The organism is Pseudomonas sp. AF32, assembly GCF_022342325.2.
GTDB classification, from domain to species: domain Bacteria; phylum Pseudomonadota; class Gammaproteobacteria; order Pseudomonadales; family Pseudomonadaceae; genus Aquipseudomonas; species Aquipseudomonas uvaldensis.
Genome location: NZ_RQJK02000008.1, coordinates 1 through 15,428, shown reverse-complemented (window position 1 = coordinate 15,428; position 15,428 = coordinate 1). Strand labels below are relative to the sequence as shown.

The following is a 15,428-nucleotide window of genomic DNA, read 5'->3' as shown; positions in this document are numbered from 1 at the left end:
AGCCCCTTCACTGCTGTTGCAAAATCTGCACGAGCCCGCGGGTGTCGACGATGCTGTGCGCAAACGTCGGCCCGTTCAGTTCGTGCGCCGCGTGCATCATTTCCTTGCTGAAGGCGGCTGTCGCATCGCGTACCAGTGTGACGTGATAACCCAACTCCATGGCGAAGCGTGCGGTCGATTCGATGCAGGTGTTCGCCAGCAGGCCGATGACGATCACGTGTGTGATGCCTCGCTGCTTTAGCTGGAAGTCGAGGTCGGTATTAGCGAACCCGCTTTGTCCCCAGTGTTCCTGGATAATGATGTCGCCCTCCTGCGGCACGAAGTCGGGATGCCATTCGCCGCCCCAGGAACCCTTGGCAAAGGTGTGGCGTTGCTGGATCAGGCGTTGGGTCGGATTGGGGTGATCCCAGTGGGTGTAGTCGCCGGGCTGCCAGCGCCGATGAGGCACGTAGTACACCTGAATGGCTCGCGCTCGCGCGGCGGCAACGGTCGTGCGCAGGTTGTCGAGCAGTTGAACCTCGTCCGCGACGCTTCTGAGCATGGGATAAAGCTTGCCGCCATCGGACAGAAAGTCGTTGTAGGGGTCGACCAGCAGCAGAGCGGTCCGCTCCGAGGCATACACAGGATGGGTCATGATGGTGCTCCAGATGAAAGGAGAGGCGTTCCGAGACGTTTGCTCACGAGTAATTGCCCGCTGCGACAGGGTAAGCCGCACAGGCTTCATCTTAACTATGAAAATCATAGTGTCAATGGGAATGAGGCTTTGCGCTGTGATCCATGCGACATTGTTATCTTCGCTGCGTTACTATGAAAATAATAGTTTCCACGGAGAAAACAGCGTGATGCCGATGCAGGACGAGACAAGCGATACGGTGTGCCCGGTGGCGCGCTCGATGGATTCGGTGGGCGACAAATGGACCATTTTGGTCCTGCGTGAGCTGTACATGGGCGCGACACGCTTCGAGGAAATGCAGATCCAGACCACCGCTACGCCCCAGATGCTGACTTCGCGCCTGAAAGCGCTGGAGGCGAACGGCCTGATCGAACGCCGGCCCTACAGCGAAAAGCCGCTGCGCTACGAATACCATCTGACCGACAAGGGCTGGGACTTCTATCCTGTGATCTACGCGCTGCGCGCCTGGGGCGAGAAGTGGTGCAAGAACTCGGATGAGGGGTTGGCCGTGCATTTCGTGCACCGTGCATGCGGCCATGATGTGGGTGTGGCCAGCGTTTGTCCTCACTGCGGCGACCCTGTGGAACGCAAGGACTTGGAAGCGATGATCAGCGATCGTTTCCTTGACGAACGCGAGTCTCGTCGGGAAGCCTTCAAGCGGAAGTAGCTGAATGCCAGTAGAAGATAGCCAAACTGAAGGCAGCGCGGTGGCGCATTTTTGCGCTTCTTGGAGCGCAGTAATACACCGCTATACTGCCGCATTTCGCTGCTAGGATCTGCCGCATCCGGATCCCTTCGATCCGTCTTTCGCCAGGAGAATGCAATGGCTGCTTCACGACCTTACAACGACGACACTGCTTATTGGGGTGTTCCTTGGGAAGAGAGCTACGGGTATCCGCAGGCGCGGCGGGTAGGCAACGAGATCTTTGTCTCAGGTCAGTTCAATCACGACGAAGAGGGCAATCTGGTCGCCCCAGCGCCATTGGGTGCTGATGGCAGACCGAGCGACTTTTCTTCGATGGGAGAACAGATGCGGGTCTCCTACGACAACATAGCCAAGCTGCTCGCGCTGTATGGGGCAAGCCTTCAGGATGTGGTCGAGGAGACGCTGTACGTGCTGGATATGGACGCTGCCTTTGCGGTCGTTGGCAAAGTGCGCAAAGCGGCGTATGGCTCGGAGCGCCCTCAGGCGGCCAGCAACATTATTGGTGTGTCCAGACTTGCCCAGCGCCCACAGTTGATCGAAATCGTGTGCAGGGCTGTCATCAGCTCCCCAGCCAACTGATCAGCACTCAGTTTCAGTATATGAAGCCAGGCCAGGCTGCCGGCCTTCGACCAAGGGTTTCAGATCGGCAACGGCAGCTGCACAAAACGTCATGAATGCTTTAACCCGCCAAGACTTCCTGATGTCTTGGTGGGTAAGCAACCAAAGCTCGTCCTGAAGCGCTTGCACTACCGGGCCGACGCGAAGCAAACCAGGCGTGATGTCGCCGAGCATACAGGGTAGAAAGCCCAGGCCTAGGCCAGCCGCAATCGCCGCGCTCGCCGCTGCGACAGAATCCGTGCGGTAGGAAATACATTCGGGGGACACCCTGCATTCAACGTAGCTGGTCGCCTTCAAGCCGCACAAGCCACCGGAGTAGGACACCCATTCCTGACCCTCGGCGAAGGGATCTGCAATCGCCTCATGCCTGATGCTGCCATACGGAGCCCATGCAATATTGGCCAACTTCCTGCCCACTAAAGTGTCAGCTGGTTTCCTGGTCGCTCGTATCGCGATATCCGACTCGTCTCGGGCCAGGCTCAAGGTCTGGTTTCCTACCAGCACCTCAATCGTGATCCCCTCATTCAGAGCTTTGAAGTCCGCGATTATTGGAGTGAGAAAATAGAGCAGCAGCGAGTCGCTGGTGGTAATCCGGAGCTTCCCGAGAGGGCCTTGGCTTGCACGTGAAACCCGGCGAGTGACGCTGACGATGTCCAGTTCGACTCGTTCCGCCAGTGCTCGCAGCTCCGCCCCTTCGACTGTCAGCAAATACCCGGCTTTCCGGTGATCGAAGAGAGCCACCCCCAAAGCTTTCTCGACCTGGGCGATCCGACGCGACACGGTGGAGACGTTGACACCGAGCTTCTTCGCCGTTGCGGCGCGACTACCGCAGTCACTCAAGATCTTGATGATCCTCAAGTCGTCCCAGGAGAGCTGATTAACGGCCTCGCTGACATCCCATTTGGGGCCATTCGGCTTAGCAGTGGACGACGAGACGCTTCCAGGTGACGGCTTCACGAAAATCATTCCATGGGAGGGTTTGCCGATCATACGAAAAGGACTTTGAACAGACCAACCCCATATTGGAAGCAGACAAATCTCAGGTAGTGACTGCTCGACCCACTGGGCTTTTGTTCGCCACACGCGGATTGAAAAACGTGCGACGGGACATGATCCATGTAGAAATCCGTGATGCCTTGCTCGAAACAGCTGGAGTGCCTGGCGTTGGCTTTTTTTTACGACGTGATCACATGCACCCTTCTGAAACTCGACGGTCAAAAACCGGGTAACCCGGTAACACTTTGGAACAAAGCCTTCCTGCTCAATAGCTTGCAAATCGCTTCAATCCCCCGCCACGACGGGCTCTCACGTTTTCTGGCGTAAAACTTGCGTGCTGAATAAACAACACGTCGTTTTTTTAAATTTACAGAAGACGATGGCAAGAGGCGGTACGAATAAATCCAATTCCAAGGGTAGTCTCAATGAGTGGTTCGCAAGCTTCCAATAATCTGGAGCAAGGGCTAAAGCCCCGTCATGTGACGATGCTCTCCATCGCTGGCGTGATCGGCGCTGGCCTTTTCGTGGGCTCCGGCCATGCTATCGCCGCGGCCGGGCCGGCTGTGCTGCTGGCCTATGCCGCCGCTGGTGCGCTGGTGGTGCTGGTGATGCGCATGCTGGGCGAGATGGCGGTGGCTTCGCCGGATACCGGCTCGTTCTCGACTTACGCTGATCGGGCAATTGGCCGTTGGGCCGGTTTCACCATCGGTTGGCTCTACTGGTGGTTCTGGGTGCTGGTCATTCCGTTGGAAGCCAACGCTGCCGCGACCATCCTGCATGCCTGGTTCCCTGATGTGGCCATCTGGACTTTCACCCTGGTCATCACCTTGCTGCTGACGATCACCAACCTGTTCAGCGTGAAAAATTACGGTGAGTTCGAATTCTGGTTCGCCTTGGTCAAAGTCATCGCGATCATCGGTTTCATTGCCCTGGGTGCGCTGGCGGTCCTCGGGTTGTTGCCCACCAGCCAGGTCAGCGGCGTTTCGCATTTGTTCGATACCCAAGGCTTCCTGCCCAACGGCATGGGTGCTGTGTTGGGGGCGATCCTGACCACCATGTTTTCGTTCATGGGCACTGAGATCGTGACCATCGCGGCGGCTGAATCGAAGAACCCAGGGCAGCAGATTTCCAAGGCGACCAACTCGGTCATCTGGCGGATCGGCTTGTTCTACCTCGTGTCCATTTTCATGGTCGTCGCCTTGGTGCCATGGAATGACCCGATGCTTGCCAGCGTAGGTTCCTACCAGACGGTGCTTGAGCGTATGGGGATTCCTAATGCCAAGCTGATCGTCGATATCGTGGTGCTGGTCGCGGTCACCAGTTGCCTCAACTCGGCGCTCTACACGGCTTCGCGCATGATGTTCTCGCTGGGCAAGCGCGGTGATGCGCCAGCGGTTTCCCAACGCACCAATAAGAGCGGCACGCCTTACTGGGCGGTAATGCTTTCAACCGGCGCTGCCTTCCTGACGGTATTCGCCAACTATGTGGCGCCGGCGGCGGTCTTCGAGTTCCTGCTCGCCAGCTCCGGCGCTATCGCCCTGTTGGTGTACCTGGTGATTGCGTTTTCGCAATTGCGCATGCGCAAGCAGCGCATGGCGCGCGGGGAGAAAATCGCCTTCAGCATGTGGTTGTTCCCTGGGCTGACCTACGCGGTGATTGTGTTCATCGTCGGGGCGTTGACCATCATGTTGTTCCAGGAAGCCCATCGTGTGGAGATCCTTGCGACTGGCCTGCTCAGCGTGTTGGTCGTGGCGTCCGGGCTGCTGTTGCAGCGTCGTCGGGCCGCAAGGGCCGACAAAGGGCTACAGATGGCCCGGTGAGTTGATTCGCCACGGTTGATCCGACCCAAAGAAAAGGCCAACGCATCTGCATTGGCCTTTTCGTTAAGCGTCTTTTAACTCGCCACTGTCGTTTCACTTCCCACCGCCACACTTTCCAGGCGATACCCGTACCCATAAATCGTCAGTAGCTGCCAACCGCGGTCCGCCGTCAGCCCGAGTTTGTTGCGCAGGCGATAGATATGGGTATCCAGCGGACGGGACGAGGTCATTTCCTCGTGGGTCCAGAAGCGTTCATAGAAGTACTCACGGGACAGTGGACGCCCCAGGTTGGAGAAGAGGCAGCGGGCCAGGCGATATTCCCGTTCGGTCAGGTTGATGGGGACACCGGCGCGGGTGACGGTCAGTTCGGCGTCGTCGAATGCCAGGTCGTTGAACACCAATACGTCGCTGGCCGGAGCACGTTGCAGGTTGTGGCGGCGCAACACGGCGTTGACCCTGGCCTTGAGTTCGTTGGGTCTGAAGGGTTTGCTCACATAATCATCGGCGCCGGTATTGAGGGCCTGGACGATGTCGTGCTCGCCGTCACGGCTGGTGAGCATGATGGCGGCCGGGGGCGAGTCCATGTGTTCGCGCGTCCAGCGCAGCAGCGACAACCCGCTGATGTCGGGCACCTGCCAGTCGAGGATCAACAGGTCGAACGTCTCCCTACGCAGCTGTCGCAGCAGGTCTTCGCCCCGTTCGAAGCTGTGCAGGGTCCAGGCTTGCTCGCCCCTGCCGGGGATTTGTTGCAGTGTCTGTTCCACCCGGCGCAATTCAGCCGGTTCGTCATCCAGTATGGCGACACGCATGCATGCAATTCCTTGATTTCGAGACTGACGGACATCCTCGGGCGGCCACGCAAGTGGGCTCGGCCTCCTGTCGCAGGCTGCGACAATACCGGCTGATGTCGTGTAGGGAAAGGCTGCAGCACGCCACCATCGAGTCCGCTATAGTCTTGGGCTTCGCAGTTTGCCGGTCCGTTGAATCGCCATGAATACAACCTTCTCCCGTTCCCTTCGTCCTGGGTGCTTATGAGTCATCAGCGCCGCCGGGAAAGCCGTGAACCGACCCAGGCCCAACGTTTGTTTCGGCAGTGGGTGCGGGAGTGGTTGTGGATAAGTTTGTTGCTATTGCCGTTGACGGCGTTGTTGTCATTCAGCGCCCAACCGACTCGCAACGGAGCCGGTGCGGCGTTGGTGTCGGTCTGCCTGGTGGCCGGTGTACTGGGGTTGATGCTGCTGCGCCCGCATCTGGCGCTGTGGACGACCGTCGGTGGCATGAGCCTGGCGCTGCTGATCAGTGCCGTGCTGGGAGCCGAGGGCGAATGGTGGTCGCCGTTGGCGAGCGTGCTGGGCATGCTGTTCGGCTACCTGATCTGGAACTGGCGACGCCTGAGTGTGGTGTTGGCTTATTTCGGCTGGGAACTGGCGCGCCTGGACGCCGAGCCCAAGGTATTCCCGGAGCGCCGTCGGGCACCGTACACCGGTAGTGATCGCTTACAAAGCCAGATCCTGGCCCTGGAGCAGGCCATGGGCCGGACGCGGGATACTCGCCGCTTCATTGCCGATGGCCTGGAACACCTGCCCGTGGCGACCCTGATCAGCGATCCCCATGGGCGGATCCTGCTGGGCAACCGAAAGGCGCGCGAGCTCTTCGGTCATGCCCTGACGGGCGGGGAAGTACTGGAGCAGCTGATCCAGCTAGGTTACCCGGGGTTGGCGCAGGACGGCTCGCACAGGTTATCCACACTGCCGTTGCTGGAGTTTCGCGATGTGCGCGAGCGCAGCCTGCGCCTGGAGCGTGAACCGCTGTTGCCGGTCGACGGCAATGTGCCGATTGGTTGGTTACTCAGCCTCATCGATCTGAGCGCTGAACGTGAAGCCGAGGCGCAGCGCAATATCATGCTGCGCTTCCTGTCCCATGACCTGCGCGCGCCGCACTCGGCGATCCTGGCGCTGCTGGATGTGCAAAGGCATGAGGACGGCGGGGCTCAACCGGTGTTCGAGCAGATCGAGCGTCAGGTACGACGCGCTCTGGCGCTGACCGACGGCTTCGTGCAGTTGGCGAGGGCCGAATCGGAGGTCTACCAGTTTCGCCCTACACTGTTCGCGATGTTGATCCTGGATGTGCTTGACCAGGCTCTGCCGCTTGCCCAGGCCAAGGGCATCCAGTTGAGCCACGACATTGATGACGAGGAGGCGATGGTGAGGGCGGACCAGTCCTTGCTGACCCGTGCGCTGTTCAACCTGCTGGAAAACGCCATCAAGTACAGCCCGCCCGCTTCCCGCGTGGTCCTGCAGGTTCGGTGCGTGGAGGGTTGGCTGGGCTGTGAGCTCATCGATCAGGGCAAAGGCATCGGGCCGGAGGAACTACCCGATCTGTTCAGCCAGTATCGGCGGTTCTCGTCGGCCCACGGAGTGGATGGCGTGGGCCTCGGGCTGTCGATGGTCAAGGCCGTGGTGGATCGACATGAGGGGCGAATCGAATGTCGCAGTGTGGTGGGGCAAGGTACAACGTTCAGTCTGGGATTGCCGTTGCTGGAGGCCTGAAAATCCTGACCTTCGGCAGCACCGGCGCGGTGCTATAAAAAACTTATGCACCTACGTCGGCGTTTTATGTGTTTAAGAAATATGTATAAAAAACAAATAGTTATCTGAAAAATAAAACGCTTTCAGAAAAAACCGTACACAGCTTATCCACAGAAATCAGACAGCGATCTGGTCCGTGGCGGCTGGTGATTCCGGAGCGGAAGGCAATGAACCCATTTCCCGCTGTGCCTGTTCATTCCAGGCCTGAACGCGATCATTGAGGTCGGCAATGGCGCGGGGCCCGCTGCCTTCGGCGTACAGGGGCGCGCCGATCACCACGGTGATGAGTCCTGGCTTCCTGATCCAGCCCGCCTTGGGCCAGAATTTGCCGGCATTGTGTGCAATCGGTAGCACCGGCAGGTTGGCGTTTACCGCCAATGCCGAACCGCTGCGGGAAAACTTGCCCATCGTTCCATAGGGAACGCGGGTCCCCTCGGGAAAAATCAGCACCCAGACATTATCCTTGAGCAACTCGTCACCCTTCTTCGCGACAATCTTGAGCGCTGCCTTGGGGTTGTCGCGATCAATGGCGATCGGGCGAAGCATGGCCATGGCCCAGCCGAAAAACGGCACGAACAGCAGTTCACGCTTGAGCACCTGGCTCAGGGGCTCGAAATAGGCCGAGAGAAAGAAGGTTTCCCAAGTGCTCTGGTGATTGGACTGAATGACACAGGGCCGGTCGGGCACGTTCTCGGCGCCCTTCACTTCATAGCGGATGCCCAGGCACACCTTGCTCAGCCACAGTGCGCAACGGCACCAGTACACGTTGATAAAACGGTAGCGCGCCTTGAACGACATGAAAGGCGCGACAAAAAAACTCAAGGAGCACCACAGCAAGGAACTGGTGCCCAACAGCAGGTAAAAGAGAAAAGATCTGATGGCCTGCGATATCGACATAGCGGCATTTACCGTTGCGGGCAGAGCCCGACTGTTTAAGCGCTTACCCAACCGTCCTTGATCAGGATGCCTTGGGAGCTCTAATTGTGGATAAGTTCAGCGGCAACCGCCGCCAGGTCGTCAAAAATCAAGGTGCCCACCGGTAGGGTCTTGCCCAGAGTCTTTTCGCCTTTCCCGGTCTTTACCAAAACTGGCTGACAATCGACGGCCTTGGCCGCTTCCAGGTCACCGAGGCTGTCGCCGACGAACCACACGCCCGCCAGCGCCACATCGTAATGCGTGGCGATGGCCTTGAGCATGCCCGGCTTGGGCTTGCGGCAATCGCAGCCTTCGTCCGGCCCATGAGGGCAATAGACGATCAACCCGACTTCGCCGCCCTGCTCCACCACCAGGGCGCGCAAGCGCTCATGCATGGCATCGAGGACCGCGAGGTCATAGTAACCGCGAGCGATGCCCGACTGGTTGGTGGCAACCGCCACCGTCCAGCCGGCCTTGCTCAACTGCGCGATGGCTTCGATCGAGCCAGGGATCGGCAGCCACTCCTCCACCGATTTGATGTAAGCGTCGGAGTCGTGATTGATCACCCCGTCCCGATCGAGAATCAGCAGTTTCAACAGCAGCTCCTCAGCCCAGCATGGAAATGTCGGCAATGTTGAGGAACAGCCCGCGCAGGCGGGTCAGCAGTGCATAGCGATTCTTGCGCACGTCTTCGTTGTCCGCATTCACCATCACCGCGTCGAAAAACGCATCCACAGGCTCGCGCAATGCCGCCAGGCGTGCCAGTGCCTCGGCGTAATCGCGTTTTTCCATGAGCGGCTGCACGGAGGTGTAAGCCTGTTGAATCGCCGAGTTGAGTGAGAACTCCGCCGCGTTATCAAAGTAACGCGCTTCAGGGGCCTTGATGGAAGGCTCGGCCTTGCTCAGCAGGTTCGACACACGCTTGTTCACCGCCGCCAATGCCGCCGCTTCCGGCAGTTTGCGGAAGGCTTGCACCGCCTGTACGCGCTGGTCGAAGTCCAGGGCCGAGCCCGGCTTCAGGGCACGCACCGACAGGTAGGTCGCGACATCGACGCCTTCGTCTTCATAACGCGCACGCAGGCGGTCGAAGATGAATTCCAGCACCGCATCGGCCAGGCCGGCGGCCTTGACCTTGCTGCCAAACGCGCTGACGGCGAAGGCCACCGCTTCGTTCAGGTCCAGGTCCAGCTGCTTCTCGATCAGGATCCGCAGCACACCCAGTGCTGCGCGACGCAGGGCATACGGGTCTTTGCTGCCGGTGGGCAGCATGCCGATGCCGAAGATGCCGACCAGGGTGTCGAGCTTGTCGGCAATCGCCACGGCCGCACCGGTCAGGGTGCTTGGCAGTTCAGCGCCGGCACCGCGTGGCATGTACTGCTCGTTCAGCGCCAGGGCCACGTCTTGCGGCTCGCCGTCGTTGAGGGCGTAGTAGTAACCGGCGATCCCTTGCATTTCCGGGAACTCACCGACCATCTCGGTGGACAAGTCGCACTTGGACAGAATGCCGGCACGCGCCGCACGCTGGGCGTCGCCGCCAATGCGCGGGGCAATGAACGCCGCCAGCTTCGACACGCGCTCGGCCTTGTCGTAGACGCTGCCGAGTTTTTCCTGGAACACCACGTTCTGCAGGCGTTCGTTGAAGCTTTCCAGCGGCTGCTTCTTGTCTTGCTTGAAGAAGAACTCGGCGTCGGTCAGGCGCGGGCGAACGACTTTTTCGTTACCGGCGATGATCTGTGCCGGGTCCTTGCTCTCGATGTTGGCGACAGTGATGAAACGCGGCAGCAACTTGCCTTCGGCGTCCAGCAGGCAGAAATACTTCTGGTTGTCCTGCATGGTGGTGATCAAGGCTTCCTGCGGCACTTCAAGGAAACGCTCCTCGAACGAGCACACCAGCGGCACGGGCCATTCCACCAGGGCGGTCACTTCGTCGAGCAGGTCCGGCGGTACGATGGCGGTGCCTTCCTGGCGGGTCGCCAGCTCTTCGGTGCGCTTGCTGATCAGCTCGCGGCGCTCGTTGGCGTCAGCCAGCACGTAGGCGGCCCGCAGGTCGGCCAGGTAGTTGGCCGGCGAGGTGATGCGCACGCTTTGCGGATGATGGAAACGGTGACCACGGGAGTCGCGACCGGCCTTCTGGGCCAGGATCGTGCAATCGATGACCTGGTCACCGAGCAGCATCACCAGCCATTGGGTCGGACGCACGAACTCTTCCTTGCGCGCAGCCCAGCGCATGCGCTTGGGAATCGGCAAGTCGTTCAGGGAGTCTTCGACGATGGTCGGCAACAGGCTGGCGGTCGGCTTGCCCTTGATGCTCTGGCTGTAGCGCAGCTTCGGACCGCTCTGGTCGATTTCGCTCAGGTCCACGCCGCACTTCTTGGCGAAGCCCAGGGCGGCCTGGGTCGGGTTGCCGTCGGTATCGAACGCGGCCTGGCGCGGCGGGCCATCGAGGTTGATGCTGCGGTCCGGCTGCTGGGTGGCCAGGCCGGTGATCAGCACGGCCAGACGACGCGGCGCGGCGTAGACGTGCTTGGTTTCGAAATTCAGGCCGGCGGCTTGCAGGCCTTTATCAATGCCGGCCAGGAACGCATCGGCCAGGGTATTCAGGGCTTTGGGTGGCAGTTCTTCGGTGCCCAGTTCAACCAGAAAATCTTGAGCACTCATTGTGCAGCCTCCAGCTTAGCCAACACTTCATCACGCAGGTCCGGGGTCGCCATCGGGAAGCCCAGCTTGGCACGGGCCAGCAGGTAGGCGTGCGCGACGGAACGCGCCAGGGTGCGCACACGCAGGATGTATTGCTGGCGCGCCGTCACGGAAATCGCCCGGCGTGCGTCCAGCAGGTTGAAGGTGTGGGACGCCTTCAACACCATTTCATAGCTTGGCAACGGCAGCGGCTGATCCAGTTCGATCAGGCGCTTGGCCTCGCTTTCGTAGAAATCGAACAGTTCGAACAGCTTGTCGACATTGGCGTGTTCGAAGTTGTAGGTCGACTGCTCCACTTCGTTCTGATGGAACACGTCGCCGTAGGTCACTTTGCCGAACGGGCCGTCGGCCCACACCAGGTCGTAGACCGAATCCACGCCTTGCAGGTACATCGCCAGGCGTTCCAGGCCGTAGGTGATCTCGCCGGTGACCGGGTAGCACTCGATGCCGCCCGCTTGCTGGAAGTAGGTGAATTGGGTCACTTCCATGCCGTTGAGCCAGACTTCCCAGCCCAGACCCCAGGCGCCCAGGGTCGGCGATTCCCAGTTGTCTTCGACGAAACGAATGTCGTGCACCAGCGGGTCGAGGCCCACGTGCTTGAGGGAGCCCAGGTACAGTTCCTGGAAGTTCTCCGGGTTCGGCTTCAGTACCACCTGGAACTGGTAGTAGTGCTGCAGACGGTTCGGGTTTTCGCCGTAGCGGCCGTCAGTCGGGCGGCGGCTGGGCTGGACATAGGCGGCGTTCCAGGTTTCCGGGCCGATGGCACGCAGAAACGTGGCAGTGTGGAAAGTGCCGGCGCCTACTTCCATATCGTAGGGCTGAAGTACCACGCAACCTTGCTCGGCCCAGTATTGCTGGAGGGCGAGGATCAAGTCTTGGAAGGTACGCACGGCTGGCGTAGGCTGGCTCACGAAATTCACCTGTTTCTTGGGCTGCGATTTAAAGAGCGGGAGTATACCCGATTCGTTCGTGCGCACGCCCCCTGGAGCCTTATGCCACGCTGCTTTTGGTGTTCTGACGATCCGCTGTACATGGCATATCACGATCAGGAGTGGGGCATGCCGCTGCGCGATGCGCAGGGTTTGTTCGAGTTGCTTTTGCTCGAAGGGTTCCAGGCGGGCCTGTCCTGGATCACTGTGCTGCGCAAACGCGAGCATTACCGCAAGGTGCTCTATGGCTTTGACGTACAGCGCGTGGCGCAGATGAGCGACGCGGAAATCGAGGACTTGATGCTCGACCCCGGCATCATCCGCAACCGCCTCAAGCTCAAGGCCGCCCGCCGCAACGCCCAGGCCTGGCTGGCGCTGGAAGACCCGGTGGCATTCCTCTGGTCCTTCGTCGGTGACAAGCCGCTGATCAACCATTTCAAGGACCGCAGCGAAGTGCCGGCCATCACCCCTGAGGCGCTGGCGATGAGCAAAGGCCTGAAAAAAGCCGGTTTCACCTTTGTTGGCCCGACCATTTGCTATGCCTTCATGCAGGCCTCGGGCATGGTCATGGACCACACCCAGGATTGCGACCGCTACGCCGAGCTGGCAAACGGCGGTTAGAATAGCCGGCTCGCAACACGCCCATGAATTCAGGAGTGACCTGTGGATAAGTTGAAAGGCGCCTTGCTGGTCGGCGCTCTGCGGTTGTTTGCGCTGCTGCCCTGGCGTGCGGTGCAATCGGTGGGCTCGGCCATTGGCTGGCTGATGTGGAAACTGCCGAACCGTTCCCGCGACGTGGTGCGGATCAACCTCGCAAAGTGCTTTCCCGACATGGACCCGGCCGAGCGCGAGCGCCTGGTGGGCCAGAGCCTGAAGGACATCGGCAAGTCGCTGACCGAAAGTGCCTGCGCCTGGATCTGGCCGGCCCAGCGCTCCATCGAACTGGTGCGCGAAGTTGAAGGGCTGCAGGTTCTGAAAGACGCCCTTGCCTCCGGCAAAGGCGTGGTCGGCATTACCAGCCACCTGGGCAACTGGGAAGTGCTCAACCACTTCTATTGCAGTCAGTGCAAACCGATCATTTTCTATCGCCCGCCCAAGCTCAAGGCAGTGGATGAGTTGCTGCAAAAGCAGCGCGTACAGCTGGGCAACAAAGTCGCGGCGTCCACCAAGGAAGGCATCCTCAGCGTCATCAAGGAAGTGCGCAAGGGCGGCCAGGTCGGCATCCCCGCCGACCCGGAGCCGGCCGAATCCGCCGGCATCTTCGTACCCTTCTTCGCCACCCAGGCCCTGACCAGCAAATTCGTCCCGAACATGCTCGCCGGCGGCAAAGCGGTCGGCGTCTTTCTCCACGCCCTGCGCCTGCCCGACGGCTCCGGCTACAAAGTCATCCTTGAAGCCGCCCCCGAGGCCATGTACAGCACCGACACCGAAACCGCCTGCGCCGCCATGAGCCAGGTAGTCGAACGCTACGTGCGCGCCTACCCCAGCCAATACATGTGGAGCATGAAACGCTTCAAGAAGCGCCCGCCGGGTGAGGCGCGGTGGTACTGAAAGCAAGGCATCCATTGCGGCGACGGCCGCGAGGGAATTCATCCCCGCTGGCCTGCACTGTTATCCCCCATCTTCCAGACACGGACGACGACCATTCAGATACGCAAACTGACCCACGACGACCTGCCCCGCGCCAGTGCCCTTTGCCTGGATGCGTTCATGCAGGCGGTTGCGCCCTCCCTGTCCGAGCAGGGTGTTGAAACCTTCGCCAAGGTGGCAGCGGTGCAAGCGTTTGCCGACCGTATGGAGGGCGACAACCTGATGCTGGTCTGTGAAGTGGATGGAGCGATAACGGGGCTGGTCGAGCTCAAGGAAGGGCGCCACGTGGCGATGCTGTTCGTTGCGCCGAGCTGGCAGCGTCGAGGTATCGGCATGCGTCTGATAATGGCGGCGTTGGAGCAGGCAAGGGGTGAGATCGTGACAGTCAGGGCATCGTTGTCTTCGGTGGCATCTTACGAAAGCTACGGATTCGTCCTGGCAGGGGATGTGGGCAACTTCGCTGGGCTGGTCTATCAGCCGATGGAGAAGCGGCTGCCTTGATTCTCGAAAGTGCTGTTCGGCTCCATAGCTACAAGACTACCGGTCGCCGATAGCTATGGAGAAACTGGCAGCGTGAAACCTTAACGGGTGTCCAGAATTACTTGACCCGTTCAGTCATGGTCGAATTCCTTTTGGCTGTGCCGCAACCAGGATGATTTATTTGCGCCGTAGCTGAAGCGCTTGGGAGGCGCAAACCCTCAATCGTGTCCATGATTAGTGCCTGCAGTATCGGAGCTGTCGGGTGGTTGTGTATTCGAAATGCCTGAAAGCCATTTTTGAATCCTTCGGATCATCATCCGTCCAAGAAAAGTCCACAGTCCCCCTAGTCCATTCATCAAGGAGTTACTCCATGAAAATCGACTTCACCGGCCGTCACGTATTAGTCACCGGCTCCACCAGCGGTATAGGTTTCGCCACAGCCAAAGGCTTCCTCGAAGCCGGCGCCAACGTGGTCATAAACGGTCGCAGCGAGCGCAGCGTCGAGGACGCCTTGCAGCGCCTGGGCGATCTCGCCTCCAGAGCCACCGGCTTCGTCGGCGATCTCAGCAACGAGGCTGGCTGTCAGGCACTGGTCGCCAAACACCCAAGCTTCGATGTCGTCATCAACAACCTGGGCATTTTCAAGCTGGAAGACTTTTTTGAAACCCCGGATAGCGAGTGGCAGCGTTTCTTCGAAACCAACGTGATGTCCGGCGTGCGGGTTTCCAGGGCCTACGCGCCGGGCATGGTCGAGCGCGGTTGGGGGCGGATTGTGTTTGTTTCGTCCGAATCGGGCGTGAACATTCCGGCCGACATGATCCACTACGGCTTCACCAAAACCGCCCAGCTTTCCATTGCTCGCGGCTTGGCCAAGCGCCTTGCCGGCACGGGGGTTACGGTGAACTCGGTGCTACCAGGGCCAACGCTTTCCGAAGGTGTGGCTCACATGCTTCAGGCGGATGTCGAGCGCACGGGGGAAAGTCTGGAGAAGGTGGGGGCGGATTTCGTCAAACAGCACCGTAGTACGTCGATCATTCAACGGGCGGCGCGGGTCGAGGAAGTTGCCAACATGATTATCTATGCCAGCTCGGAGCAGGCTTCGGCTACCACGGGGGCGGCGTTGCGCGTGGATGGCGGGGTGGTGGATAGCATCGTTTAGCAGACTGCAAAAACGGGGCTGTAATCGCGTGCAGCTCCGTTTTCACCTAGGTCTTGTTTGATTTATGCAGGTAGAGGCGCTTGCTCTCGCTGAGTGGATGCAGCTTCAACAAGACTGTCGCGTCCATCCAGTTGGACCGCATTTGTCTGTAGTGGTCTAATGAAACCGGACACCCATTTAGGCGAGAATGCTCGCCAGATAGAGGTGTCTGATGACCAAGCAACGTCGTTCCTTTTCCGCTGAATTCAAACGCGAGG

General features: G+C 59.8%; 16 protein-coding genes. 8 read left to right on the top strand and 8 right to left on the bottom strand.

From position 1 onward, the window contains the following. Positions 1-7: 7 nt before the first annotated feature. Complete coding sequence (locus EGM97_RS09615; RefSeq protein ID WP_238964936.1) at positions 8-634, bottom strand: cysteine hydrolase family protein; 627 nt, start codon at positions 632-634, stop codon at positions 8-10. Positions 635-842: 208 nt separating this feature from the next. Between EGM97_RS09615 and EGM97_RS09610 the strand changes: the two genes are divergently transcribed. Further along, complete coding sequence (locus EGM97_RS09610; protein ID WP_238964954.1) at positions 843-1,340, top strand: winged helix-turn-helix transcriptional regulator; 498 nt, start codon at positions 843-845, stop codon at positions 1,338-1,340. A 156-nt stretch (positions 1,341-1,496) separates the two neighbouring features. Then, positions 1,497-1,958: a RidA family protein gene (locus tag EGM97_RS09605; protein WP_238964937.1), complete on the top strand. Its 462-nt coding sequence runs from the start codon at positions 1,497-1,499 to the stop codon at positions 1,956-1,958. Here EGM97_RS09605 and EGM97_RS09600 read toward each other — a convergent pair whose 3' ends face one another. Continuing rightward, positions 1,959-2,963 (bottom strand): LysR family transcriptional regulator, encoded by a 1,005-nt coding sequence (locus EGM97_RS09600; protein ID WP_238964955.1) that lies wholly within the window; start codon positions 2,961-2,963, stop codon positions 1,959-1,961. Positions 2,964-3,418: 455 nt separating this feature from the next. On the opposite strand from EGM97_RS09600, the gene gabP reads away from it, so the two are divergent. Continuing rightward, positions 3,419-4,813, top strand: a complete 1,395-nt coding sequence (gene gabP, locus EGM97_RS09595; RefSeq protein ID WP_238964938.1) for a GABA permease — start codon at positions 3,419-3,421, stop codon at positions 4,811-4,813. A gap of 74 nt (positions 4,814-4,887) precedes the next feature. On the opposite strand, the gene EGM97_RS09590 is transcribed toward gabP, so the two are convergent. Next, positions 4,888-5,622 (bottom strand): response regulator transcription factor, encoded by a 735-nt coding sequence (locus EGM97_RS09590; RefSeq protein WP_238964939.1) that lies wholly within the window; start codon positions 5,620-5,622, stop codon positions 4,888-4,890. A 222-nt stretch (positions 5,623-5,844) separates the two neighbouring features. Here EGM97_RS09590 and EGM97_RS09585 point away from each other — a divergent pair, with 222 nt between their 5' ends. Continuing rightward, positions 5,845-7,362: a sensor histidine kinase gene (locus EGM97_RS09585; RefSeq protein ID WP_238964940.1), complete on the top strand. Its 1,518-nt coding sequence runs from the start codon at positions 5,845-5,847 to the stop codon at positions 7,360-7,362. A gap of 156 nt (positions 7,363-7,518) precedes the next feature. Here the strand turns inward: EGM97_RS09585 and EGM97_RS09580 are convergent, their stop codons facing one another. The 4 genes from EGM97_RS09580 to glyQ all read right to left on the bottom strand — a co-directional run bounded on the left by EGM97_RS09580 (position 7,519) and on the right by glyQ (position 11,924). After that, positions 7,519-8,298 carry a lysophospholipid acyltransferase family protein gene (locus EGM97_RS09580; protein WP_238964941.1) on the bottom strand — a complete coding sequence of 260 codons (780 nt, stop codon included), beginning with the start codon at positions 8,296-8,298 and terminating at the stop codon, positions 7,519-7,521. A gap of 80 nt (positions 8,299-8,378) precedes the next feature. Then, on the bottom strand, positions 8,379-8,918 hold the full coding sequence (gene gmhB / locus EGM97_RS09575; RefSeq protein ID WP_238964956.1) for a D-glycero-beta-D-manno-heptose 1,7-bisphosphate 7-phosphatase: 540 nt from the start codon (positions 8,916-8,918) through the stop codon (positions 8,379-8,381). A gap of 4 nt (positions 8,919-8,922) precedes the next feature. Beyond that, positions 8,923-10,974 carry a glycine--tRNA ligase subunit beta gene (gene glyS, locus EGM97_RS09570; protein WP_238964942.1) on the bottom strand — a complete coding sequence of 684 codons (2,052 nt, stop codon included), beginning with the start codon at positions 10,972-10,974 and terminating at the stop codon, positions 8,923-8,925. Further along, entirely contained in the window at positions 10,971-11,924 is a 954-nt protein-coding gene (gene glyQ, locus EGM97_RS09565) for a glycine--tRNA ligase subunit alpha (RefSeq protein WP_238964943.1), read from the bottom strand. The genes glyS and glyQ overlap by 4 nt, the downstream gene beginning before the upstream one ends. Positions 11,925-12,005: 81 nt before the next feature. On the opposite strand from glyQ, the gene EGM97_RS09560 reads away from it, so the two are divergent. The 4 genes from EGM97_RS09560 to EGM97_RS09545 all read left to right on the top strand — a co-directional run bounded on the left by EGM97_RS09560 (position 12,006) and on the right by EGM97_RS09545 (position 15,171). Further along, entirely contained in the window at positions 12,006-12,563 is a 558-nt protein-coding gene (locus tag EGM97_RS09560; protein WP_238964944.1) for a DNA-3-methyladenine glycosylase I, read from the top strand. Between the two features lie 42 nt (positions 12,564-12,605). Continuing rightward, positions 12,606-13,493, top strand: coding sequence for a lysophospholipid acyltransferase (locus tag EGM97_RS09555; protein WP_238964945.1), 888 nt, complete (start codon positions 12,606-12,608; stop codon positions 13,491-13,493). Between the two features lie 93 nt (positions 13,494-13,586). Then, positions 13,587-14,033, top strand: coding sequence for a GNAT family N-acetyltransferase (locus EGM97_RS09550; RefSeq protein ID WP_238964957.1), 447 nt, complete (start codon positions 13,587-13,589; stop codon positions 14,031-14,033). Positions 14,034-14,382: 349 nt separating this feature from the next. Next, positions 14,383-15,171, top strand: coding sequence for an SDR family NAD(P)-dependent oxidoreductase (locus EGM97_RS09545; RefSeq protein ID WP_238964946.1), 789 nt, complete (start codon positions 14,383-14,385; stop codon positions 15,169-15,171). Positions 15,172-15,217: 46 nt separating this feature from the next. Here the strand turns inward: EGM97_RS09545 and EGM97_RS09540 are convergent. Continuing rightward, the coding region (locus EGM97_RS09540; RefSeq protein WP_477788795.1) for a hypothetical protein at positions 15,218-15,428 on the bottom strand (211 nt) is incomplete at its 5' end.

Bases quoted from the DNA above. Each gene is read 5' to 3' on its own strand.
- EGM97_RS09615 (WP_238964936.1), bottom strand. From the start codon at position 634: ATGACCCATCCTGTGTATGCCTCGGAGCGGACCGCTCTGCTGCTGGTC.
- EGM97_RS09610 (WP_238964954.1), top strand. From the start codon at position 843: ATGCCGATGCAGGACGAGACAAGCGATACGGTGTGCCCGGTGGCGCGC.
- EGM97_RS09605 (WP_238964937.1), top strand. From the start codon at position 1,497: ATGGCTGCTTCACGACCTTACAACGACGACACTGCTTATTGGGGTGTT.
- EGM97_RS09600 (WP_238964955.1), bottom strand. From the start codon at position 2,963: ATGATTTTCGTGAAGCCGTCACCTGGAAGCGTCTCGTCGTCCACTGCT.
- gabP (WP_238964938.1), top strand. From the start codon at position 3,419: ATGAGTGGTTCGCAAGCTTCCAATAATCTGGAGCAAGGGCTAAAGCCC.
- EGM97_RS09590 (WP_238964939.1), bottom strand. From the start codon at position 5,622: ATGCGTGTCGCCATACTGGATGACGAACCGGCTGAATTGCGCCGGGTG.
- EGM97_RS09585 (WP_238964940.1), top strand. From the start codon at position 5,845: ATGAGTCATCAGCGCCGCCGGGAAAGCCGTGAACCGACCCAGGCCCAA.
- EGM97_RS09580 (WP_238964941.1), bottom strand. From the start codon at position 8,298: ATGTCGATATCGCAGGCCATCAGATCTTTTCTCTTTTACCTGCTGTTG.
- glyS (WP_238964942.1), bottom strand. From the start codon at position 10,974: ATGAGTGCTCAAGATTTTCTGGTTGAACTGGGCACCGAAGAACTGCCA.
- EGM97_RS09560 (WP_238964944.1), top strand. From the start codon at position 12,006: ATGCCACGCTGCTTTTGGTGTTCTGACGATCCGCTGTACATGGCATAT.
- EGM97_RS09545 (WP_238964946.1), top strand. From the start codon at position 14,383: ATGAAAATCGACTTCACCGGCCGTCACGTATTAGTCACCGGCTCCACC.